Below are 22,133 nucleotides of genomic sequence, written 5' to 3' on the forward strand. Positions count from 1 at the left end.
TTTACGCGGCGGAAACCGGTGTGAAGGCCCGCACCCACCGCTCAACGGGCCGCCGCCACCCGCACCCCCACCCGTGTCCTGGTCGCCACCAGCTGCCCGTCCTGCGGATAGGCGTGCCAGGTGCGCCAGTGCACCTGGCCCTCGTGGCGCTGGGCCAGCATCGCGGTGAAGGCGTGCGGGCTGCCGGGGAAGACGCCGGCGAGGCCGTGCGGATGGTCGGCGACCAGGGCCAGCAGTTCCTGGGCGCGCCCGGCGAACGACCCCGGCGACAGGACCTCGACTCTCGCCGCGAACTCGTACTCCCAGTCGTCGACCCGCTTGGCCACGCCGAGCGGGAGGGGGGTGCGGGATCCCGGGATGCACGCGACCGTCTCCGAACAAACGCCCTGTCGCTCCTCCAGGAGCACCTGGTGGGAGGCGCCGAGGAGTCTCAACTGGAGTTTCGCGTCCGACAGTTCGATGTCGAGGGTGGCGAGGGCGGGCAACGGCTCCCGGCCCAGGGCCCAGGCGAGGTCGGCCGCGCGCGTGTCGCTGTAGGTGGTGTTCAGGGTCGTGAGCATGGATCGGCTCCGCTAGCACGCAAAGGGAGGTGTGTGTGTCGGGCGCGCCCCGGTCGACACAGGTCGTCGACACCGGAAGGTCGGCCCGGTCAGCCCAGTCATCAGAAGGAATATCCGGTGACATCCATTGAATTCCATGGATATCCGGGGAGATCCGGGGAGATCCATGGACATCCAAAGGCTGTGTTGATGGTCTAGAGGGAATCATGAACGGTGGCGCCGCCACAGCGTTTTTACCCAACTTCGTGGGGTTTCCATCCCTCAGGGGGCTTCACAGCTCAACTGTTCAACCGCGGCGTACGCCCGAGCGTGCGACGGACGGCCACGAGCCGGTCGTACGAGCGCCCGCCGGGACGACGTGCGTACACGTCGTCCCGGCGGGCGTTCACCCTGCGGTCGGATGCGGTTCCCCCTTCCGGAGCTCAGCTGCCCCGTGTCAGCTGCCTCCACCGCATCCGCCCCCGCCACCCCCGCAGGACGATCCACCGCCGCACGACGAGCTTCCTCCGCAGGACGAGCTCGAACCGCACGACGAACTGCTCCCGGAGTCGCCGGAAGCGCTGGAACCCGCCGCTCCCCCGGCCCACCAGCTGTCGCTTCCCCCGCTCCCACGCCTCTGCCGGCTGTGCCCCGAGTGGAGCGACTGCCGGCTCCCCCGCGCACCCCGGACCACCGCGGACACCAGGGCCGCCATGATGAACAGGACCACCACAATGACAAGGGCGATGAAGGCTACGGCCATGACGTCACCCTCCTTTCGTTCCCCGGAGGCGGCCCCCCGTGGGCGCCTCGTCGTCTTGCGTGACGTGGGGATGCCCGCGTGTCTCACCTGCCAAAGCAGAGTTGAGGAAGTCCAGAGCTTCGGCGCAGGATGACGACCATGACCAGCAGCGCACGCCCCTTCCTCAATCGCCGGCTCGCCGAGTTCGGGACGACGATCTTCGCCGAGATGTCGGCGCTCGCCGTCTCCACCGGCTCGATCAACCTGGGCCAGGGTTTCCCGGACACCGACGGCCCCGAGGAGATCCGCGAGGCGGCCGTACGGGCGCTGCGCGACGGCCGCGGCAACCAGTACCCGCCGGGTCCTGGCGTCCCCGAGCTGCGTACGGCGATCGCCGCGCACCAGGAGCGCCGGTACGGACTGTCGTACGACCCCGACCGAGAGGTCCTGGTGACGGCGGGCGCGACGGAGGCCATCGCGGCGGCCCTGCTGGCGTTGCTGGAGCCGGGCGACGAGGTGGTCGCCCTGGAGCCCTACTACGACTCCTACGCGGCATGCATCGCGATGGCGGGCGCCGCGCGGGTGCCGGTCACACTGCGCCCCCACGACGGCTCGTTCCGCCTCGACCTGGACGAACTCCGGGCAGCGGTGACCCCCCACACCCGCCTGCTCCTGATCAACACCCCGCACAACCCGACGGGCACGGTCCTGACCCGCGACGAGCTGACCGCCATCGCGCAGCTCGCCGTGGAGCGCGACCTGCTGGTGGTCACCGACGAGGTGTACGAGCACCTGGTCTTCGACGACGCCGAACATCTGCCGCTGGCCTCCTTCCCGGGGATGCGCGAACGGACGGTCTCTATCGGGAGCGCCGGGAAGACGTTTTCGTTCACCGGATGGAAAGTGGGCTGGGTCACATCCACGCCGGACCTGGTGACGGCGGTGCGCTCGGCGAAGCAGTTCCTGACGTACGTGGCGTCGGGCCCGTTCCAGTACGCGGTGGCGGAGGCCCTGACCCTCCCGGACAGCTACTTCGACGGCCTCCGCGCCGACCTCCACCGCAAGCGCGACCTGCTCGGCGACGGCCTGCGCGCGGCCGGGTTCGAGGTCTACCAGCCCCAGGGCACGTACTTCATCACCACTGACATCACCCCGTTCGGCGAGAAGGACGCCTACGCGTTCTGCCGCGCCCTCCCCGAACGCTGCGGCGTCGTCGCCATCCCCAACTCCGTCTTCTACGACGACCAGGCCGCCGGCCGCAGCCAGGTCCGCTTCGCCTTCTGCAAGAAGGACGACGTCCTCGTCGAGGCCGGCAGCCGCCTGCGGCGCCTGGCTTCCTGAACCCGCTCCCCTTCGCACCCCACAGCGTCCGTGGGGAGTTTCTCCGCCGTACCCCTCCTGTTGGCCAGGTCTGGCTACCTTCGCCTCGCCCCGGTCCGGTACAGGAGAGGTACATCCATGAGCACGCCGATCCACCGCACCTCGACACGGCAGTCCGCAGCGGTCCTGGCATCGGCCCGGCACCGTGAGGGAGGGAGCCGGACCGGGAGTACGTCCGCACGCCCGCCGGAGCGCGCCTTACTGGAGATGCAGTCCCGCGCCGGCAACCGGGCCACGACCGCGATGGTGCAACGCGTCCGGGACACCGAGAGAGGGAATGCGGCGGCGAACAGCGACGCGTCCCCCAAGGCGAAGAAGAACTACCGCGACCGGATCGCCGCGCTCCTCGACAGGTTCAAGAAGAATCTCGAACCCATCGACACCTTCATCAAGGGCTTCCAGACCCCCACCAACGCGGGCTTCACCCAGCAGGCCGCCGTCGCGGCCAATGAGGGCCTCAAGCACTCCGCCGCCGCCTCGGGGGCGTCCGCGGCGTCGGGCAACCTCCTCACGGAGGCCGCCGGCACCGTGGTCAACGGCATGGACGCGTACAAGAACATGAAGGACGCCAAGAAGCACGAGACCGGGGCCGACCACCACAAGGCGAAGAAGAAGGCCAAGACCAAGGGGGTCGACACGGTCGTCGGCGCCGCCGGTTCGGGAAGCTACAGCGCCGCCATCGCCAAGGAGGTGACCAAGATCCAGAAGGCGGCGGACGCGGCAGTGTCATCCGAGGCGAGCGGTATCGCCAGCGCTTCCGTCGGCGCGATCAAGGGCATGCGGGCCGCCTTCCGTATCGGGGGAGCGGCCAGCAAGTACAAGCAGATCAAGAAGCTGGGAGATCCCCATCTCGTCCAGGCGGGGGCACTGGCACGGCTGAACGAGTCGCGCGAGCAGGCCAACTGGGCCGCAGCGGAGGCTTACGTCGCGCTGGACTCGTACTGGAAGCATGAGGGCCCGGAACGGCTGGAGCTCGTTTCCGAGGCCATCGACGCGGCCTGGGAGGCGATGAGTGAAGCCCGTGACGCCGGCGAGACCCTCCAGCACGCCGAGAACGACGTGGAAAAGCTGAGCACGGTGCAGCAGTACGCGAGGAAGAAGCAGCTCACCAAGATCGGCAAGGAGGCGGCCGGTGGCGGGGGCGAGTCCGTCAAGGCCGCAGCCGGCGTCGTGACGGCGGTCGCGGCGGGAACAGTCGGGCTGGCGAGCAACCCGGTCGGCTGGGGCCTCGCCGGGGCCGGGGCCGGTCTCGTCCTCGGCGTCACCATGTACAAGGCGCTCCGCGCCGCCACGAAGCGCTACGAAGAGGTCCACCACCCCGAGCGCTGGGCACCGCAGGGCGGGACCCCGGCGGAGGCGGCCTCCCGCACGGAGTCACTGAAGCACGCGCTGAAGTTCTGGAAGAAGGTGTCGAAGGGGGAACGCCAGGCCATGGCGCGGGAGATCTACGCCTTGGCGGCGGGCTCCGACATCTCCGGGAACACCACGGCCGAGATGCGGGAGTCCGCCAGGTCCCTGCTCATCGCCCTCAAATCCGGCCCCGCCAAGCACAAGCTGGAGCCGGACGCGTGGGCCGAGACCCTCAACGACCCGGCGAAGACGTCCGGTTGGATCGCGGAGATAGCGGAGCAACTGGCCTCGGGGTGACCTCGAGCGGGCCGGCTACCGGGCCGTGCTTTCCACTCCTTGGGACAAATGGCGAGATTCTTGACACGCGATCGGAGTCGATCGAGGATCTTCAAGCTCCTGCCACACCGGCCACCCACTCCCCTCCCGCCTGTACACAGTGACGCGGGGATGGACGGCGCTCCGTCTCTCGTTTCCGGGTCCGTCAGGAACCGGGCCCTGAGCGCAGGCAGCTCGCGGACCGCATCCGGCGCCTCCGCCGAGCCATGTGGCAGGCCCAGGAGGAGAGACGTGGGTACATCCCGATCTGTCAGATCGCTCGCCGTCGCCGCGAGTGCCGCTGTGCTGTGCGCCGTCGTGCCCGCGTCGGCCGCCGTCGCGGACGACACCGGTGCCGTGATCACGTTCGACGGCATAACCTCCGCCGCCGGAGGCGACGGCACGGTCAGCGCCGGACAGCCGGTCACCGGCACAACCGATGTCACCTTCACGGTGCACGCGGACCCGGGCGACGAGCCGACCGTGGCCGTGGTCAGCATCACGGGCAGCGTCATGGATGAGGGCACCGGCACGGTCAAGCAGACGTTCAGTCTGGCCCCGGGCGACTGCCTGCCCTCCTGCACCCTGCACGCGACCCTGGACACCGCCGCCACCCAGCAGTTCGGAGGCTCCGCGAACGGGGTGGCCGCGCCGCTGGTGAACGACGGCGCGAACTCCGTCCACGTCGAGGTGGACAGCCCCCGCCCGCGGAGCATCACAGCCGACACCGCCGTTACCGTCGACAACGAGCGGCCGGTCGTCACCCTGCCCGATCTGCCCGGCGAGGACGCCTGGACCAGCCACAAGCCCGTGGGCCTGTCCGCGGACGGCGAGTTGTCCCTGCGAGCCACCGCGACCGGCGCGGGCGGTGTCTCGCGCGTGCGGTACTTCAGCCCCCTCAGAACCTGGCCCGCCCCTGTCGAGCTGACCGATCCGGACGGCGACGCGACGTGGACCACCACACTGAACACGAGCACGGTCCCGGCCGGCCTTTACGCCGGAGACCTCTTCGTCGTGGCCTACGACAAGGACGGCCGCGCGGGTTCACCGGTCCCGGCCGTCACCCTGGTCGACCACGGCTTCACCATCACGCCGAAGCTCGGCAGCGTCATCCGCCCGGACCAGACGCCGGTGATCGTGAACTACGCCTACCCGTCGGCGCTCAACAAGACGTTTCCGCACAACCTCAACTACGCCTACCCGGTGAGCACCACCGTGTCGCTCGACGGCAAGGCACGGACGACGACGCCGGTCGGCGCCTACACCTACCCGGGAAACACCGAGGGCTTCATCGCCGACTCCGGCCAACTCCCCTACGGCACCCACACGTTGACGTTCGACACGGTCGACAACCGCGGCGCCCACGGCCGGGCGGACCTGCCGGTCAGGGTGGTGTCCGAGGTCACGCCGACCTGGACGGACGGCTTCCAGGACTTCGTCGTGGCCGGCACCAGCCGGAAGTTCGCCGTCACGACCTCCGCCGCCGACGGCGTCAGCCGGGCCGAGCACTGGACCCTCGACGTCGACGGCACGACGTTCGCCACCGGCAGCTATCCCGCGCGGCCCTCCGGCACCTGGAAGGCCACGACCATCGGGGTGCACGACGTCACGCTGACCACCGTCTCCCAGTACGGCGACACCACCGTCAGCGGTCTGCCGCTCCGCGTCGTGGCCGCCACGACGACCCGGCTGGCCGGTCCGGCGACCAGCGTCTACGGCGGCAAGGCGACCTTCACGGCCACCGTGACCCAGACCGGCGCGAAGCCCGCGGCCGGCGCCAGGGTCGGTTTCCAGTACAAGCGGACGGGAACCACCGTCTGGAAGACCCAGGCGACCGTCACCGCGGACAGCACCGGCAAGGCCTCCTACACCACGACCGCCAAGTACAACGGTGTCTGGCGTGCCGTCACCGCGGCGAAGAACCTGACATGGACGTCCTCGACCAGCCAGACCCTGACCTCGGGCGTCAGGGCCGTGCTCACGGTCAGCAGGCCCGCCACCACCGCGGTCCACGGCAGGCCCGTCTCCTACACCGCACACAGCTCCCCCTACGTCCAGGGCACCGGACTGCTCTTCCAGGCCCGCCAGAAGGACGGCACATGGGCGACCCTCACCAGGGCCACCCTCACCACCGACGGCAGCGCCCCAACGAAGATCACCTTCTTGCGCACAGGGACATGGACGCTCCGGGTCTACCGCCCGGCCACCACCGGCCTGGTGAGCACGTACTCCTCGTCCTGGACGGTCAGGGTCAGCTGATCCGGAGGCCGACGGCCCGGCGCGCACGCCACGGGTGGGTGGCGTTGCTGCCGGGCCGTCAGTCACTCACGCGGTCTCACTTCCCGTGCAACGCCTTGCGGCGACGTCCGCGAAGCACCAGCAGGCCGCCGGCGGCGATGACCAGCAGGCCACCGAGGCCGCTGTAGGTGACAGCGCTGCTCGCCCCGGTGGAAGCCAGGGGGCCGGACGTGCTGCCGTTCGGGGTCGGCCCGCCGACGGGTGCGCCGTTCTCCGTCTGCGCCTGTGCCTCCGCCTGTGCCCGGGTGCCGGTCGTGCCGGAAGCGGGGGCAACCGGTGTGGCGGCGGTCGGGGTGGGGGCGGGGACGGCCTTGTCAGCGCGGGCGGTGCCCGGCGCGGACTTCAGCTGAAGGGTGGTGATCGAGTACGGCGGCAGCGTCTGTGCGGCCGCCGTGCCCCGCTTCGCCGTCGTCAGGGCAGTGCCACCCTTGGCATACGACACGGTCGTGACCGACCCTGCGGCCGGGGTGAATCCGGCGTACGAGAGCGACACCTGGGCCGCGTTCTGCGGGCTCTTGTTGATCAGCATGACGTTCAGACCGCCGTTGCGGCTGCGCACCGCGTGCACAGCGACCGACGATGTGCCCGAGGACGACTTGACCATGGTGTCGCCGGGCTGTGCCAGTGCGGTCAGCGAGCGGATGCCCCAGTAGGTGGGGAAGGGCGTCTCGCGCGCCGGTTGGCACTTGCCCCCGGCGCAGGTGCCGGCGGAGAGAATGCCCCCGTCCTGGTAGTCGGTCTGGCCGTTGACGGTGGTGGGTGCTTCGCTCGTGCCGTTGTGCAGGTTCCACCAGTCCACGTTGGTGGCGCCGTGCTCGAACCAGCTCATGTAGGTGTCCGGCGCGAACAGGGCTGCGGCCTGGCTGGTCAGGGCGGGCGAGAACGCGGCGTCGGTCTCGGTGACCGAGATCTCGACCGAGGCGGCGTGCGAGCCCGCGTACTTGGCGATCAGCGAGCGCAGCGTGGACGTGACACCGGCGATCTTGGAGGGGGTCTTCAGCAGGTCGGCCGTGGTGGTGCCGCCCGGATACCAGTGGACGATGCCGAAGTCGATCGACTTTCCCGCGATGGAGAGCACCGTGTTGTTCCAGTCGGCGCTGTCACCGGGAGCCTTCACCGAGTCCGGCCAGCCGCTGGGGGTGGTGAGCACCGCTCCGATCTTCACCTTCGGGTCCACGGCCTTCATCGCCTTCGCGTAGGCGACCAGGTTCTTCCCGTACTCCGTCGGGCTTTTGTCGGCGTGCTTGTCGATCTCCCAGCCCTTGCCGTCGCTGTAGTGCCCGTTGCCGTAGACCTCGTTGCCGATCTCCCAGTACTTCACGCCGTAGCCCTTGTCGACGTTGGCGTACTTGACCCAGTCGGCGGCCTCCTGGGGGGTGCCGGAACCGTAGTTCGCGGTCACGATCGGCTGGGCGCCGACCTTCTTCGCGGTGGCCATGAAATGGTCGAAGGTGGTGTTGGGCACGATCCAGCCGCCGTCCTCCATGGTGTGGGTCTTCCAGTGGTAGCCGTCCGCGCCGGAGCCGCCGGGAAAGCGCAGCTGCCGAACTCCCGCGCCTTTCATCAGCGAGGTCACCTTGGCGGTGCCCATGTTCTCGTCGCCGACGCCCGTGTTGAGGCCGACCCCGCTGCTGGGCACCGTGCCCAGGGAGGTACGGGCATCCACACGGATACCGACGGTCGCCGCGGCGCCCGCACTGGGCGCCAGCGCTCCGACACCGGCCGAGGCGGCGAGCACCGCCACCGCCCCCACGACAAAGCGCCGACGCATCCGGCTACGGCGCGGCGTGCGCCCCCGAGGCATCAGCTGCTCGGCGGATCTCGGGTCGTCAGGTGACACGTAGTGCTCCGATCAGGTGTTCACACAGAGGGCGTAGCGCCGCAGACCACGGCTTGCCCTCGTCGGTACACCCCTCAGTGGCCGGCCAGAGCGAAAAGGTTGCCGTCTCAAACTCTTTTTCGCCGAGACGCGGTCGCACCGTCTCACCGGACCCGATGACCCCGTGCCCCGGTGCCACGCCTGGGCTCCGTTTCCACCTCGCCGGCGCGAACCATCACATGCTTCCGGCCGCACAGCAGCTTGACCTCGATCAGGTCCTCCGGCTCCCGCTCCTGCCGCACCCCGCCCTCCTCCCGGTCACCTCGGCGACGGCGGTATCAGCCCTTCAAGTCGCCTACGAGCGAATCGCGAATCGACATCGGCCGACCCGGAAACGGCGAGAAGCCCGGCCTTCCGGCCGGGCTTCTCCGCGAACGGGCACGACTACGCTTCGTCGTCCTCGGGCTTCTCCGCGTCATCGGCGTCCGGCTCCAGGCCGAGCTGCTCGACGAGCCACTTGTCGAACTCGATCGCGGCCCGCACCCAGCTCACGGTCGACGAAACGAAGTGCTCCAGGCTGACGCCCGTACCGATCAGCATCTGCGCCTCGCCGATCAGGCGAACGGTGCCGTCGTCGTGCGTGTGGCTGTACACCTTGGGCCACAGGGTCCGGCGGTTCCAGTCGTCGATCGACTCGAGAAGCGCGGGCTTCCCCTCGATCGGGTGGGGCCGGTCGTAGAACGTCCGCACCGAGAAGACCTGCTGGTCACCCTCACCGCGGAACATGAAGTAAGTACGGAACTGCTCCCACGGCGCAGCGAGGTCACCCTCGTCGTCGACGACGTACTTCAGCTCCATCTGTTCGAGGAGCTGCTTCACAAGGTCCTGATCCGGAACGACGGGGCCCGCCGGTCCTTGGGACTGCGGATCGGGCTGGCCCCCGAAGTTCGGAATCGAGGACGGGTCGATGGTCACCGTGAATTTCCCTTCGTACGGATTCCGCCATCCTCTCCCATGCGGGGCGGGGCGTGGCAACCCCCGCCCCTGACGGTTCACCGATGGTTGGCGTAATTCAGCTCAGAATTCCGCTCAGAGCGTTTTTTCACTCGCCGGCCCCACGATCAGCCCCTCCCCGAACGCGTCCACGCGGACCGTGTCGCCGTCCTTGACCTCGCCCGCCAGGATCTCCTTGGCGAGGCGGTCGCCGATCGCCGTCTGGATGAGGCGGCGCAGCGGGCGGGCGCCGTACGCCGGGTCGTTGCCCTCGGCGGCGAGCCAGGCCAGGGCGGCCGGGGTGACGTCGAGGGTGAGGCGGCGCTCGGCCAGACGCTTGGCGAGGCGGTTGATCTGGAGGGCCGCGATGCGCTCCAGTTCCTGCCCGTTCAGGGCGGAGAAGACGACCAGGTCGTCCAGTCGGTTCAGGAACTCCGGCTTGAAGGAGACCCGGACCACCTCAAGCACCTGCTGCTTCTTCTCCTCCTCCGACGTCAGCGGGTCGACCAGGAACTGGCTGCCCAGGTTCGACGTCAGGACGAGGATCGTGTTGCGGAAGTCGACGGTGCGGCCCTGGCCGTCCGTGAGGCGGCCGTCGTCCAGGACCTGGAGGAGGACGTCGAAGACCTCCGGGTGGGCCTTCTCGACCTCGTCCAGGAGCACCACGCTGTACGGGCGGCGCCGCACCGCTTCCGTCAGCTGGCCGCCCTCCTCGTAGCCGACGTAGCCGGGCGGGGCGCCGACGAGGCGGGCGACGCTGTGCTTCTCGCCGTACTCCGACATGTCGATGCGGATCATGGCCCGCTCGTCGTCGAAGAGGAAGTCGGCCAGCGCCTTCGCCAGCTCCGTCTTGCCGACACCCGTCGGGCCCAGGAAGAGGAAGGAGCCGGTCGGGCGGTCGGGGTCCGCGATACCGGCCCTGGTCCGCCGTACGGCGTCCGAGACCGCCTGGACAGCCTCCGACTGGCCGATGAGCCGGCGGCCCAACTCCTCCTCCATGCGCAGGAGTTTCTGGGTCTCGCCCTCCAGGAGACGGCCGGCCGGGATGCCGGTCCAGGCGCCGACCACGTCCGCGATGTCGTCGGGGCCGACCTCCTCCTTGACCATGGTGTCCTTGGACGCCTCCTCCTCTGCCTCCGAGGCTTCCTCCAAGTCCCTTTCCAGGGTGGGGATCTCGCCGTAGAGCAGCTTGGAGGCGGAGTCGAAGTCGCCGTCGCGCTGGGCCCGTTCGGCCTGGCCGCGCAGTTCGTCGAGCTTCTCCTTCAGCTCGCCGACCCGGTTGAGGGACTGCTTCTCCTTCTCCCAACGGGCCGTCAGACCGCGCAACTCCTCCTCCTTGTCGGCGAGATCGCGGCGCAGCCGTTCCAGGCGCTCGCGCGAGGCCGGGTCGGTCTCCCTCTCCAGCGCGAGTTCCTCCATCTTCAACCGGTCAACGGCACGCTGCAGTTCGTCGATTTCGAGGGGGGAGCTGTCGATCTCCATGCGGAGGCGGGACGCCGCCTCGTCGACCAGGTCGATCGCCTTGTCGGGGAGGAAACGGGAGGTGATGTAGCGGTCGGAGAGCGTCGCCGCCGCGACCAGCGCGCTGTCGGCGATGACCACCTTGTGGTGGGCCTCGTACCGGCCCTTGAGGCCGCGCAGGATCGCGATCGTGTCCTCGACGGAGGGTTCCGCGACCAGGACCTGCTGGAAGCGTCGCTCCAGGGCGGGGTCCTTCTCGATCCTCTCGCGGTACTCGTCCAGTGTGGTCGCGCCGACCATGCGCAGTTCGCCGCGCGCCAGCATCGGCTTCAGCATGTTGCCGGCGTCCATCGCGGAGTCGCCGCCGGCGCCCGCTCCGACGACGGTGTGGAGTTCGTCGATGAAGGTGATGATCTGGCCGTCGGAGTCCTTGATCTCCGCCAGGACCGTCTTCAGGCGCTCCTCGAACTCACCCCGGTACTTCGCCCCGGCGACCATCGCGCCCAGGTCCAGCGACACCAGCCGCTTGTTCTTCAGGGACTCCGGGACGTCGCCCTTCACGATGCGCTGGGCGAGGCCCTCGACGACGGCCGTCTTGCCGACGCCGGGCTCGCCGATGAGGACCGGGTTGTTCTTCGTACGGCGCGACAGCACCTGCACGACCCGGCGGATCTCCTGGTCACGGCCGATGACCGGGTCGAGCTTGCCCTCCCGGGCCGCGGCCGTGAAGTCCGTACCGAACTTCTCCAGGGCCTTGTACTGGCCCTCGGGGTCGGCTGTGGTCACGCGACGCCCTCCCCTGCTCTTCTGGAACGCGTCCAGCAGCTTTTTCGCGCCGGCGCCCTGCTCGGAGAGTACGTCCCCGGCGGGGCCGCCCTTCGCCGCGATGCCGATGAGGAGATGCTCGGTGGAGAGGTACTCGTCGCCGAGCTCCTTCGCCCGTTCGGCCGCATCGGCGATGACCGAAAGAAGTTCCCTGTTCGGCTGTGGGGGCGCGACGGTCGAACCGGTCACGCTGGGCAGGCTCGCGAGGACGCGCTCGGCACCGGAGCGTACGGCCGCCTGGTCGGCGTCGGTCGCGACCAGCAGGTCGACGATGTTCTCGTTGTCCTCCCCCGCGAGCAGCGCCAGCAGCAGGTGCGCGGGGGTCAGGTCCGGGTGCCCCCCGGACACGGCCCTGCTGGTGGCCGCGTTGATCGCGTCCCGGCTCCTGTTGGTCAGCTCGGCGTCCACGGTCGCTGTCTCCCTTCCCTGTACTGGTCCCAGTCCTGACTGACACAGCCAACGTACACAAAGTTGAGTCTATTCCACTCAAGGTGCGAGTGGGGGCGGCCGGACAGACGGAAAAACCGCCCATCCTGGATGACGGATGGACGGCGGAAACGGCGACAGGGAACGGCTGCTTTCAGCCAAGGAGATAGATGCCGTACCCGTATCGGGTGACACCCAAACCCCGAAATTTCACCAGAAATAGCAGCGGCGTCACCGTGTTCAGGTCACGGTGACGCCGCTACTGGGGGGAAGCACCTGAGCGATCTACTGCGACGGGGGAATCGCGTCAGGCACTGCGGGGGGTGGCTGAGATGGTCTGTACGTCCTGGATATCGGGGAGATCCGGGATGTCGGGGTGGTCCAGCCGGTGGTCGCGCTGATCCAGGTTCACAAAGATCATTCCGTACCGAATCGCACACCGTACGGGCTGCGGCGCCCCCCGAGGCCGCCGCAGACACCGGTATGCCCTCACGTCCTCTTCGTCGTCCCGCGTCACGACGACCGGCTCTCCGAACACGGTCACCATCAGCGAGTCACCGCTGTGGGGGATGGCGGTGACCAGGTCGATGAAGTGCCAGCCGGAGCGGTAGGCGGTGGCCATTTCGCGACGGAAGGAACGGTCGTCGGGTGGATTTGTCATGTCAGTCCCAAACGCTGTCAAACAGACCGTTGGAGGACTGCGCAACGCTGTCACCGGCAACTACGGCATGCGTGCTCGCCGGCGGCCAGACACTGTCCGCCCTACTGTCACCCTCCGCACCGGACAGACCACCCAGTGCTCCGAAGGTCGCGACGGCGGAGAAGGCGGCGACAAGCACCCAGCGAAGCATTTTCTTACGCATAATCGGCTTCGTCCTCACTTGAAGGTCCCTCTTTCCCCCGTCGAGTAAGACGATGGCTCATTCGGGCACGTCATGGCCACACAATCGATGCATCATGTTCCTGCACGTTCAGGACCCTGGGGGGTGGAGATTTGGCGATGAATGGGACTAAAGCGACACATCCTCACGGGGTGACCGCGTTGTGCGAGGAGGGAAGCCGTCTTTATGCGGCCGCTTTGCGCACCGGGCGCATCGCCCGCGCGGAAGTTTCGAACACTCCCTGTCTGATGGAGTTCGCCCTCCTTCAGCCCGATCCCGACGACCCGACCTGGCTGCGGCCGGTACCCCCGTCGGTGGCTCTTACCCAGCGGCTGGACCCCATAGAGCGCGAGATCAGCGAGCGCAGAAGGCACTCGATCGAACTGGTTGACTCGTTCGAACCGTTCATGGCCCTCACCGCCCAGCCGGCGGAGGGCACGCACGCGATCACCGTGCTGGAGGGCAACGACCGGATCAACGCCGCTCTCAACCTCGCCACGGCCCAGTGCCAGACCGAGATGCTCACCGTCCAGCCCAGCCAGGGTGGCGCCCGCCCGGAGCGCAGTCTCCTCCAAGGGCTGGAGCGCGACCGCCCGCTGATCGAACGTGGTGTGAAGCTGCGCACCCTCTATCAGCACACTGCCCGCTACAACCCCGAGCGCCTCGCGTACGTGGACCAGTTCACCGACGGCAAGGTCGAATACCGCACGATCGACGAGCTGGTCGAGCGCCTCATCATCTGCGACGAAACGGTTGCCTTCATCCCCGTGCGCGACGACCGGCAGGTCGCCCTGGAGCTGCGGCACACGGGTCTGGTCCGCTATCTCATCAAGGTGTTCGAATTCATGTGGAACCGCGCGGTCCCGCTGAGCGCCGGCGCCCCCTACGAAACCGCGCCCGACGGCATCACCGACATCCAGCACTCCATCGCCAAGCTCCTCATCGAGGGCCACGTCGACGAAGCCATCGCCCGCCGCCTCGGGATGAACGTACGCACCTGCCGCGCCCACATCGCCAAGCTGGCCACCGCCCTGGGCAGCGGCAGCCGCGCCCAGCTCGGGTTCCTGATCGCGCAGTCGGGGATCCTCGACCAGGAACACTGAGCACAGCTGAGCACAATGGAGCCAAAGGGAGTCACCTGTGACCGCACGGCACCCGCACGGGGCCGAGGAACTGTGCGAGGCAGGTATGAACCTCTACGTCCGCGCGCTCCGCGACGGCCACGTCGCGCCGGACGAGGCCGGGAGCACCCCCTGCCTGATCGACTTCGGGCTGCTCCGGCCCGACCTCGAGGATCCGCGCCTACTGCGCCCGCTGGCCCCCGCGGTGGCCCTTTCCCGGTTGCTGCGCGAGAGCGCAGAGGACATGGCCAGGAGGCGTCAGCAGGAAGCAGTGCTGGCCGAGGCCTTCGAGCCGCTGATGCGCGTCGACGTTCCGGACTCTGGGACCGGCACACCCCTGATCAGCGTCCTGAGCGGCATCGAGCGGATCAACCTCGCGATCTCCCGGGCCATGGCCGACGCCTCCAACGAACTCCTCGCCATCCAGCCCTACACCAACGGAACCCACCGAGCTCCCCAGTACCGGGATGCCTCTCTGGGCCGCGACCAAGCCCTGCTCGACAGAGGTGGCCGTATCCGTACCCTCTACCAGTCCACTCTCCGCCATGCGCCCACCGTCCTCGCCCGCTACGAACAGTTGCGAGGCGATGCCGAGGCCCGCACCCTCGACGAGGTCACCGACCGGCTGATCGTCGTCGACCGGACCGTAGCGTTTATCCCCGCCGGCAAGGACAAAAAGCTCGCCCTGGAAATCCGCCAACCGGCCCTGGTCACGTACCTCGTCACCGTCTTCGAGCGCTTCTGGCACCTGGCCGTCCCCATGTACCCCCAGGCCGTCCAACGCCCGTCCCTCAACGGTGTCACCCCCCGCCAACGGGCCATCGCCGCCCTCCTCGTCGAGGGCCACACCGACGCCGTCATCGCGGCCCGCCTCGGCTTGAACGTCCGCACCGCCCGCGTCCACATCGCCAAACTCGCCACCACCCTCGGCAGCGACAGCCGCGCCCAACTCGGTTACCTCATCGGGCAGTCGGGGATTCTGGAGCCGGAGCCGGGGCGGGAGTCGCCGGTGGAACCGTCGGCGCCGGAAGGCTGAGCGTCGCGTCGGCGCCCTGCTCGGCGACGGCCGGCGCCCCGTCCAGCCCCGCCTGTGCAATCCGCACCCCCAGCTGTGTCCGGCTCGCCGCCCCCAGCGTCTCCGAGAGCCGGGCGATATGGGCCCGGCAGGTACGGACGCTGATCCCCAGCCGCTCCGCGACCACCGCGTCCTGGTGACCCTCCGCGAGTAGCGCGGCAATCGACCGCTCCCGGTGCGAGATGCCCTCGATGCCCGTATCGGGGAGTGGGGCCGTCAACGGGATCGCCAGGCGCCACAGGCGGTCGAAGACCGTGACGAGGTACTGCACCAGCGCGGGGTGGCGGATCTCCAGCGCGACCGTCCGCTCCGCGTTCGCCGGGATGAAGGCCACCGTGCGGTCGAAGAGGATCAGCCTCTCGACCACCTCGTCGAGGGTGCGCGCCTGGGCCGCCTCACCCACCAGTTCGAGGTAGTTGAGCAGCCCCTGTCCATGCCGGGCGACATGGTTGTACAGGCCGCGCATCCGCACCCCGCGCTCGCGCAGTTCGAGCGCCCGGTGCAGGCCCTCCGAGAGTTCGTACTCGCGGCGGATACCGCCGGGCTGGACGGTGAGCACCTCGGTCGTGCACGCCTGGGTCGCCGCGTCCATCGCGGTCTGGATGCGGGCGAGACCGTCCAGGACACGCAGGGCGGTGCCCTCGCCGAAGCCGAAGCCGGAACCGAAGCCGGAGCCCCCGCCGGAACCGGAACCCGCACCGCAGGACTGGCCCTGTTCGCCCAGGGCGGTGTACCGCTCGAAGGCCTCGACCGCCGAGCCCACGCGGTGCTGGCTCGCGCTGACCTCGTCGTAGACGCCGCGCAGCAGCCTGGCCATGACCTCCTGCGGGGAGGTCGGCACCAGCCAGGCCATGTCGGCGGGGTCGGGGTGCAGCAGGGCGAGTTCGAGCAGGCACGGCACCGTCTCGGCGTCCCGGCGCCGCACACGGCCCCGCCGTACGGCCTGGGAGTACACGCGGTCCCCGGCCTCGCACAGTCGGTCAGCACCGTGCGGATGCTCCTCCGTCCCGTGCCCGGCCATCGCCCCGTCCCACCACTGGATCCAGCACTTTGCAGCGCAACTATGCGCGGCCCGGACGTGGTCCGCAACACCGCTCGGCCCACCACACGCCCCCAATCCCCTTACTATGTCCGGCTTTCGACCCTCCTCCGCCCGTGCTACTGCAACAAGCTGACGGTGGTGGGACGTTACTCGTGGGGCCATTGTTGGAAGCGCTTCCACGGGCGTGACGGGAGCGCCATCGGCGCAAACGGGGGAACGTCCTGCGCGATCCGGTACTCACAACATTTTCCGCCTGCGCCAGACTCTTCGTACGCAAGAGAGCTGACATGCGCACTACACCTATGGGGATTCCATGCACCGCAGAGCCAACGCCACTCTCGTCGCCCTTGCCATCGCAGCAGGATCTGTGATGTTCAGTACGCCGACTGCCTCGGCCCTCACCTACTGTGACAGCTCTGGCTACACCGTCATCAACCAGCCGACGGAGCGGTGCACCTCGCTGTCCAACGGCATTCTGGGCGTCCACCAGGCTTCGGACGGCGGCGTCACCGTCGTCAGCGCCGAGTACTACAAGTCGGGTGGATCTACCATCTCCGCCAAGCTTGGTTACTCGCGCTCGGGGGTCGCCCACTACGCCGGCGCCGTCTCCATCAGTGTGGGCCAGACAAAGAGGTCGACGTGGTCGCTGGGGGCCAGCGCCTACTGCTCGAGCATGATAGGCCTGCTCAGCTACAGCGGCGGCGCGTACCAGACGCCGGCCTCGCACTGCTGAACCAGAGCCCCACAGGCCCCGTCTACCAAGGCGGGGCCGTCCCTCGCCCGGTCCCGCCTTCCTCGACATGACCACGCAAGGAACCGCGCCGTGTTTTCCGCCATATTTCAGCACCATGTCGGCTATCTGGCCGCGTGCACATTGATCGGCCTCGTTCTCGGCGGCGCAGCATGGATGCTCGCCCGCAAGCGGGGGAACCCTCACGGGGCATGGTGGTCCGGGCTCGCCTTCACTCTCACCGGCGTCCTCGGCGTCACTTTCATGGGCGGCAGCTCGGCCAGCGGTGTGTGCGTCCTCAACCATCGGTTCGCCGAGCCCTTCCACACCACGCAAGGGTTGTGGAACCTCGCCATGATGGTGCCCGTCAGCGCCTGCGCGCTCCTGGCCATCCGCCGCCCGCTGCCTGTCCTGGTCGGTGTCATCGCGCTGCCCCTGGCCATCGAGTTCACCCAGGCCACCGTCAACGGCCTGGGGCGCGTGTGTGACAGCTCGGACGCCGAGATGAACATCATCGGCGGGTTGATTGGGCTCACCGTTGTCGCGGTTGTGCTTACAATCCGCCACTCGCTCGCCTGGCAGGCAGGCATTAAGGGCGCTCTGATCACTTTCGCGGCGCTGGTCCTCCTGGGCTCGGGAGTGGCGCGTCCGATGCTCGCCTTCACGAACGTGGATGGCAGCAGCCTCGCCGACGCAAGTTCCGGCCAGAAGCAGGCCGTTGAGGGCGCCGTCAAGGAGGCGTTCGGTGACCGATACAAGATCGGCAAGCAGTACGAGCAGCCGTGTGGCGACTCCCCATGCACCAACATCATCTTCATCCTGCACAGCCGTGAAGCGGGGCACTCCGAAGACTTCGGTACCGGCAGCCTTTCCTGGCCGGACAAGAAGCACCTGAATGTACAGCTGGAGAACAGCGACCGGCCCACTGCCATGGGATACCCGGTGGGCGGCGCGAAAGCCCCGTCTACCGATGCAGCAGCCTCTCGAATTGCGAAGTCGTACGCCCAGCGACAGTATCCGTGGGCGCTGGGTGCGACCATGAGCGAAACGTCCGCTGTGGGCACAAAGGCCGAACTTGGCTGGATTACGAACTGGAGATGGACTCACAACGACGTTCTGATGCCCAGGATGCTGGACGTCCAGGTAGACAGGGCCGGGCGTGTATCTCAGATTGACGTCACCCTTGGTCCGACCCGGGCAAAGCTTCCCGAAGCCAAGCTTGACGCCGGGCAGGCCGAAAAAGCAGTAAACAAGGCGGTAGCGGCACAACTCCAAGCCAATGGAAACGCTGGCGCAGAATTCCATACCAAAGCAGTTACTGTAAAAGCGGTCGAGCAAGACGGTGATTGGCAGCCGAACTGGCTTGTGAACGTGACATGGCCTAGCAACGGAAAGAGCGATGATTCACAGGAGCAGGCAGCGGTTGAGATGTACCGCGTGAGCGCCGTGACTGGGCAGGTATACGACGCAGCCGGGCAGCCTCTCAAAGCCAGCTGACGCCCACCATCGGCGTGTTGCGATCCTGGACCGTGACGAGTTCGCCCCCGGCGGTCGCCAGGAAGCTCCCCTTCGCCGGCTTCCACGCATTCCTCCTGGGACTGGCCACGGGCAAAACCCGCCTCCTCGCCCGGAACGCCACGAGCCGCTCCCAGCTGATAAGGATCACCGCCGCAGGACTGGCACTGGGAGTCCCCGGTGCCGTCTTCTCCGCCGCCGCCTCACAGGGACCGCTGGACGAAAGATGGCAGTCTCTGGGGCTCGACGGGGGGATGCTGACGGCTCCGGCTCTGTCAGCCGCATACGCCTCCGCACTCCTCCTCCTGCTGCGCTCCTCGTGGGGAGAGCGGACCGAGAGACTGCTCACCCCGGCGGGCCGCTTGGCGCTGACGAACTATCTGACACAGTCCGTGGTCATGACCGTCGTGGCCACGGCATACGGACTCTCCCTGTACGGACGTACGGGCGCGGCCACGGTGGTGGTGCTGGCATGCCTCGTGTACGTCGTCCAACTCGCCGTCAGCGCAGCGTGGCTCCGGCGATTCCGCCAGGGCCCCACCGAGTGGCTGCTCCGTGCGCTCATCCGGGCGCGACTCCCAGGTGGTCGTGCCCGATCATGACAAGCGTCCCGACGGGGGATTCACCCGCCGGGATCACATACCGCCAGGATCACGGATCACGTACCGCCGGGAACGCTTACCACCGGTCGCCGGGAAGAACGGCTGCGCGGTCGCCCCGCGAGGTGATGAAGTCTCACCTGCCGTACCACGAGGCGCCCGGCCTCATGTGAGCTGCCGGACACGTGACTACTCACCCTGCGAGGTCCCCACCGGCGGAGATGAAGCGAGCGGGTACGGCATCTCGGCGTCCGTCACCGCGGCAGCGTCGCGCGCACGCTGTAGGGCTGCCCGTAGAACGACGGCTTCCGGACAGTCACGTCCCAGAGTGCGGCATTCCTTCGCGCACTTCCGTACGTGTTTGGCCCACGCGATCCATTCCGCCTCGTCCGGCAAGTGGATCGGGGTCACTTTGTCCCGGGGGTCCTTGGTCATGCTCGGTGCCCTTCCGGTCAGCACATCGACGTACGGTCGTGTCGGGTCGTGTGGGTCCCCGAAGGGCGCCATCCGTTCGACGGCCCGTTGTACGGGTAGTGGGGTCCCTGCCGTCCGCCCCCGTCGCCCCAGCGCTCCCACTCCTCCGCGAGGATCGGTAACGGGTCCGGCCCGAACATGCGCGCTTGCGCTCTGGCCGACCATCGGCGCCAACGAGCATCACGGGGGTCGGGCAGGCGCATCACATACGGGTCGGGGCGCCTGGGCGCCTGGGCGAGGTCGAACGTCCGGCCCGCGTGTCCGTCTCCCTCGCACGAAGGGCTCGGCAGTAAGAGCCGCAGCAATGCGGCCAGCCAAACGGTAAGGTTTTTCATCGTCGATGGCCCTTGTCTCATTAGCTGTTGACGCTTGCCCCGCAACGGCGCTGCATGCCGTGTTGGGGCGCTGTTTGAACGCAGGCGCCCAGATGTGTAGTTGCACCTGGGCGCCTGTGGAGGCTCGACCAGCCATGTGCACGGGGGATGCGGGGAGCCTCGGACCTGTCACGGACCGCCCCGGCCAGTACGCGTATCACCTACGCGTGCGAGGCGTACTCCTCGGTCTCGCCGTTATGCGTCAGCCGGTACACGGCCCCCCTCGGGGATGGGGAACGTGGCCCATACGCATTTGGTGAACGTTCGCAGCTCGTGCCCCCAGTGCTCAGCCAGGCCGGCGACCAGGACCAACCCCCGCCCGCCCTCTCCTTGGTCGTCTCCCAGGCAGAGCGCCGGAATCCTGCCCCTGTCGGGGTCCGACACCTCGACCAGCAAGCCATCACCCCGGATGCAGAGAGTGACCTCGATCCGTGCGTACGTCACCCGGCAGTGCTGAACGGCGTTGCTCACCAGCTCAGTTGAGACGGCGGCAACGTCGGAGGCGAGCTCGCCGTTGATGCCCCAGTCGCTGAGGATCTTCCGTACCTGTGACCGTGCGTCCGGCACGCTCTGCTTGCGTTTCGGGACGTGAAACGTGTCTCTGTGCTGGTGTGTTGTAACAGCGGTGGGCATGACGGCTGTACCCCCTGACGCATAGTCAAGATCGCACCGTGTAGCGGTGCGTGCACTCTGAGGTTAGGTCCTAGACGTGCCAATCCGCAACTGAATCAAAATCGCAAGACTTGCAACTTTCTCCCTGCTGCGCCCACAGGCCCTACAGTGGAGCCCGATGACAGCTGTCACAGGAGAGGGGAAGCGCGATGCCCACAGGGGGACGGCCGACCGTGCGCAGCAGGCGACTCGGCGCCACGCTCAGGAGGTACCGGCAGGCCGCCAAGCTCGACCAGCCGCAGGCCGCGGATGTGCTCGGAGTGCACCCAACTCGCGTCAGCCGCATCGAGAGCGGGCTTGTGACAGCGCGCGTCATTGAGATTCGGGCGCTGTTGAGCGCATACGGCGTAGCTGATCCGCAAGTCCGCAATAGGCTTGAGGACTTGGCGAAGCGTTCCAAGCATCGCGGGTGGTGGCTCGAACACTCGGCGCACCTGCGAGAGGATCATATCGATCACATTTCGCTGGAAGATGACGCCACTTACATTCAAGAGTGGGGTCCAGCTCTTTTTCCGGGGCTACTGCAAACGTCTACCTACGCGGAATCCGTCTTTACCTCCGGGCCAAATTACATCGACCCGGAACGCGTACCCCAACTGGTCAAGGTTCGCGTGGCGCGACAGGCGAAGATTGAAGAGGGCGGGGCAACCTACACGGCCATCGTCTGGGAGCCAGTGATCACTCACCCCTTGGTGAGTACCGGCATTCACCACGAGCAGCTTTCTCACATTCTCGAAGTTGGCGGAAGGCAGAACGTAACCATTCAGGTTCTCCCTCAAGGCTCGGGCACCCTGGCGGGGGCAATCTCCGTGTTCTCATCCTTTGCCTTCGGCACGGAACCGATCGTGGAAGCCGTGACACTCGACAACCTTCGAGGGGCATCAGTCCTGGAGGGCCAAGAGGATCTGGCGGCTTACGCAAACGCTTTTGACCAACTACGATCGTCGGCGCTGGCACCGGGTCAGAGCGAAAAGCTCATCCGGGACAATCTGCGCAAAATAGAGGAAACTTCATCGTGACCCCTAAAGTTGTTGCCCCCTTCCGGAAGTCGTCGTACTCACAGCAAGAGGGCGCCTGTATTGAGGTTGCCGTGTCGGTTGGGGACGGCCGCGCGGTACGGGACAGCAAGGACACCACAGGGCCGGTCCTGTTCTTCAACTGTGCGGAGTGGAGCGCCTTCCTGATGGGGGCGAAGGACGGAGAGTTTGATCACTGAGGCTCGCTCCGCAGTCGCAAGGCGCCTCTTGTCCGGAACCGTCCGGGCCGGGGGCGCCTCACTGTGCCGCAAGGCCTTCGTGACCTGACAAGGGCTCGCCCAAGGGGCGCCACCGGCGCACGGGGGAACGCCTGAAGCGGCCCCGGCGGGATGGCCCCATCGGGCCGGGGCCATCGGCATGTCCGAATGTCCGACGCGGCACGAACAGAGGTACGCCGGAGAGACCCAGGACGTACGCCGGAGTGAAAGCGCGTACCCCAACTTTCGCGTGAGCTCCCGGAAACCA

The 22,133-nt window shown here is 67.9% G+C and carries 17 protein-coding genes; 10 read left to right on the top strand and 7 right to left on the bottom strand.

Annotated elements, in window-relative coordinates:
* Positions 1-41 precede the first annotated feature (41 nt).
* Positions 42-560 (bottom strand): DUF2617 family protein, encoded by a 519-nt coding sequence (locus tag OG241_RS26290; RefSeq protein WP_405818472.1) that lies wholly within the window; start codon positions 558-560, stop codon positions 42-44.
* 871 nt (positions 561-1,431) lie between these two features.
* On the opposite strand from OG241_RS26290, the gene OG241_RS26295 reads away from it, so the two are divergent.
* The 3 genes from OG241_RS26295 to OG241_RS26305 all read left to right on the top strand — a co-directional run bounded on the left by OG241_RS26295 (position 1,432) and on the right by OG241_RS26305 (position 6,585).
* Positions 1,432-2,622 carry a pyridoxal phosphate-dependent aminotransferase gene (locus OG241_RS26295; RefSeq protein ID WP_405818473.1) on the top strand — a complete coding sequence of 397 codons (1,191 nt, stop codon included), beginning with the start codon at positions 1,432-1,434 and terminating at the stop codon, positions 2,620-2,622.
* Between the two features lie 117 nt (positions 2,623-2,739).
* A complete protein-coding gene (locus OG241_RS26300; protein WP_405818475.1) occupies positions 2,740-4,308 on the top strand; it encodes a hypothetical protein in 1,569 nt (522 codons plus the stop codon).
* A 270-nt stretch (positions 4,309-4,578) separates the two neighbouring features.
* Positions 4,579-6,585 carry a hypothetical protein gene (locus OG241_RS26305; RefSeq protein WP_405818477.1) on the top strand — a complete coding sequence of 669 codons (2,007 nt, stop codon included), beginning with the start codon at positions 4,579-4,581 and terminating at the stop codon, positions 6,583-6,585.
* 76 nt (positions 6,586-6,661) lie between these two features.
* Here the strand turns inward: OG241_RS26305 and OG241_RS26310 are convergent, their stop codons facing one another.
* The 4 genes from OG241_RS26310 to OG241_RS26325 all read right to left on the bottom strand — a co-directional run bounded on the left by OG241_RS26310 (position 6,662) and on the right by OG241_RS26325 (position 12,809).
* The gene (locus OG241_RS26310; protein ID WP_405818479.1) at positions 6,662-8,395 is read right to left on the bottom strand and encodes an LPXTG cell wall anchor domain-containing protein; all 1,734 of its coding nucleotides are present in this window, start codon (positions 8,393-8,395) and stop codon (positions 6,662-6,664) included.
* A 492-nt stretch (positions 8,396-8,887) separates the two neighbouring features.
* On the bottom strand, positions 8,888-9,418 hold the full coding sequence (locus OG241_RS26315) for a YbjN domain-containing protein (RefSeq protein WP_405818481.1): 531 nt from the start codon (positions 9,416-9,418) through the stop codon (positions 8,888-8,890).
* Between the two features lie 114 nt (positions 9,419-9,532).
* Entirely contained in the window at positions 9,533-12,130 is a 2,598-nt protein-coding gene (gene clpB / locus OG241_RS26320) for an ATP-dependent chaperone ClpB (RefSeq protein WP_405818482.1), read from the bottom strand.
* 325 nt (positions 12,131-12,455) lie between these two features.
* Positions 12,456-12,809 carry a hypothetical protein gene (locus OG241_RS26325; RefSeq protein ID WP_405818484.1) on the bottom strand — a complete coding sequence of 118 codons (354 nt, stop codon included), beginning with the start codon at positions 12,807-12,809 and terminating at the stop codon, positions 12,456-12,458.
* 339 nt (positions 12,810-13,148) lie between these two features.
* Here OG241_RS26325 and OG241_RS26330 point away from each other — a divergent pair, with 339 nt between their 5' ends.
* Together OG241_RS26330 and OG241_RS26335 are read left to right on the top strand one after the other, a co-directional pair.
* Positions 13,149-14,132: a helix-turn-helix transcriptional regulator gene (locus OG241_RS26330; RefSeq protein WP_405818486.1), complete on the top strand. Its 984-nt coding sequence runs from the start codon at positions 13,149-13,151 to the stop codon at positions 14,130-14,132.
* A 37-nt stretch (positions 14,133-14,169) separates the two neighbouring features.
* Entirely contained in the window at positions 14,170-15,186 is a 1,017-nt protein-coding gene (locus tag OG241_RS26335) for a LuxR C-terminal-related transcriptional regulator (protein WP_405818488.1), read from the top strand.
* Here the strand turns inward: OG241_RS26335 and OG241_RS26340 are convergent.
* The gene (locus tag OG241_RS26340; protein WP_405818490.1) at positions 15,110-16,246 is read right to left on the bottom strand and encodes a LuxR C-terminal-related transcriptional regulator; all 1,137 of its coding nucleotides are present in this window, start codon (positions 16,244-16,246) and stop codon (positions 15,110-15,112) included. The two genes, OG241_RS26335 and OG241_RS26340, sit on opposite strands and share 77 nt — an antisense overlap.
* 334 nt (positions 16,247-16,580) lie before the next feature.
* Here OG241_RS26340 and OG241_RS26345 point away from each other — a divergent pair, with 334 nt between their 5' ends.
* The 3 genes from OG241_RS26345 (at position 16,581) to OG241_RS26355 (ending at position 19,114) form a co-directional block, all read left to right on the top strand.
* On the top strand, positions 16,581-17,000 hold the full coding sequence (locus OG241_RS26345; protein WP_405818492.1) for a hypothetical protein: 420 nt from the start codon (positions 16,581-16,583) through the stop codon (positions 16,998-17,000).
* 90 nt (positions 17,001-17,090) lie between these two features.
* On the top strand, positions 17,091-18,494 hold the full coding sequence (locus OG241_RS26350; RefSeq protein WP_405818494.1) for a VanZ family protein: 1,404 nt from the start codon (positions 17,091-17,093) through the stop codon (positions 18,492-18,494).
* A 17-nt stretch (positions 18,495-18,511) separates the two neighbouring features.
* Entirely contained in the window at positions 18,512-19,114 is a 603-nt protein-coding gene (locus OG241_RS26355) for a DUF418 domain-containing protein (RefSeq protein WP_405818496.1), read from the top strand.
* Positions 19,115-20,154: 1,040 nt separating this feature from the next.
* Here OG241_RS26355 and OG241_RS26360 read toward each other — a convergent pair.
* Positions 20,155-20,592 (bottom strand): ATP-binding protein, encoded by a 438-nt coding sequence (locus tag OG241_RS26360; RefSeq protein ID WP_405818498.1) that lies wholly within the window; start codon positions 20,590-20,592, stop codon positions 20,155-20,157.
* Between the two features lie 188 nt (positions 20,593-20,780).
* On the opposite strand from OG241_RS26360, the gene OG241_RS26365 reads away from it, so the two are divergent.
* Both OG241_RS26365 and OG241_RS26370 read left to right on the top strand, forming a co-directional pair.
* Entirely contained in the window at positions 20,781-21,650 is an 870-nt protein-coding gene (locus OG241_RS26365; RefSeq protein WP_405818500.1) for a helix-turn-helix domain-containing protein, read from the top strand.
* Complete coding sequence (locus tag OG241_RS26370; RefSeq protein ID WP_330289805.1) at positions 21,647-21,847, top strand: DUF397 domain-containing protein; 201 nt, start codon at positions 21,647-21,649, stop codon at positions 21,845-21,847. Before OG241_RS26365 ends, OG241_RS26370 begins: the two co-directional genes overlap by 4 nt.
* Positions 21,848-22,133: the final 286 nt, after the last annotated feature.

The organism is Streptomyces sp. NBC_01390, from assembly GCF_045040105.1.
In the GTDB taxonomy this organism is placed as follows: domain Bacteria; phylum Actinomycetota; class Actinomycetes; order Streptomycetales; family Streptomycetaceae; genus Streptomyces.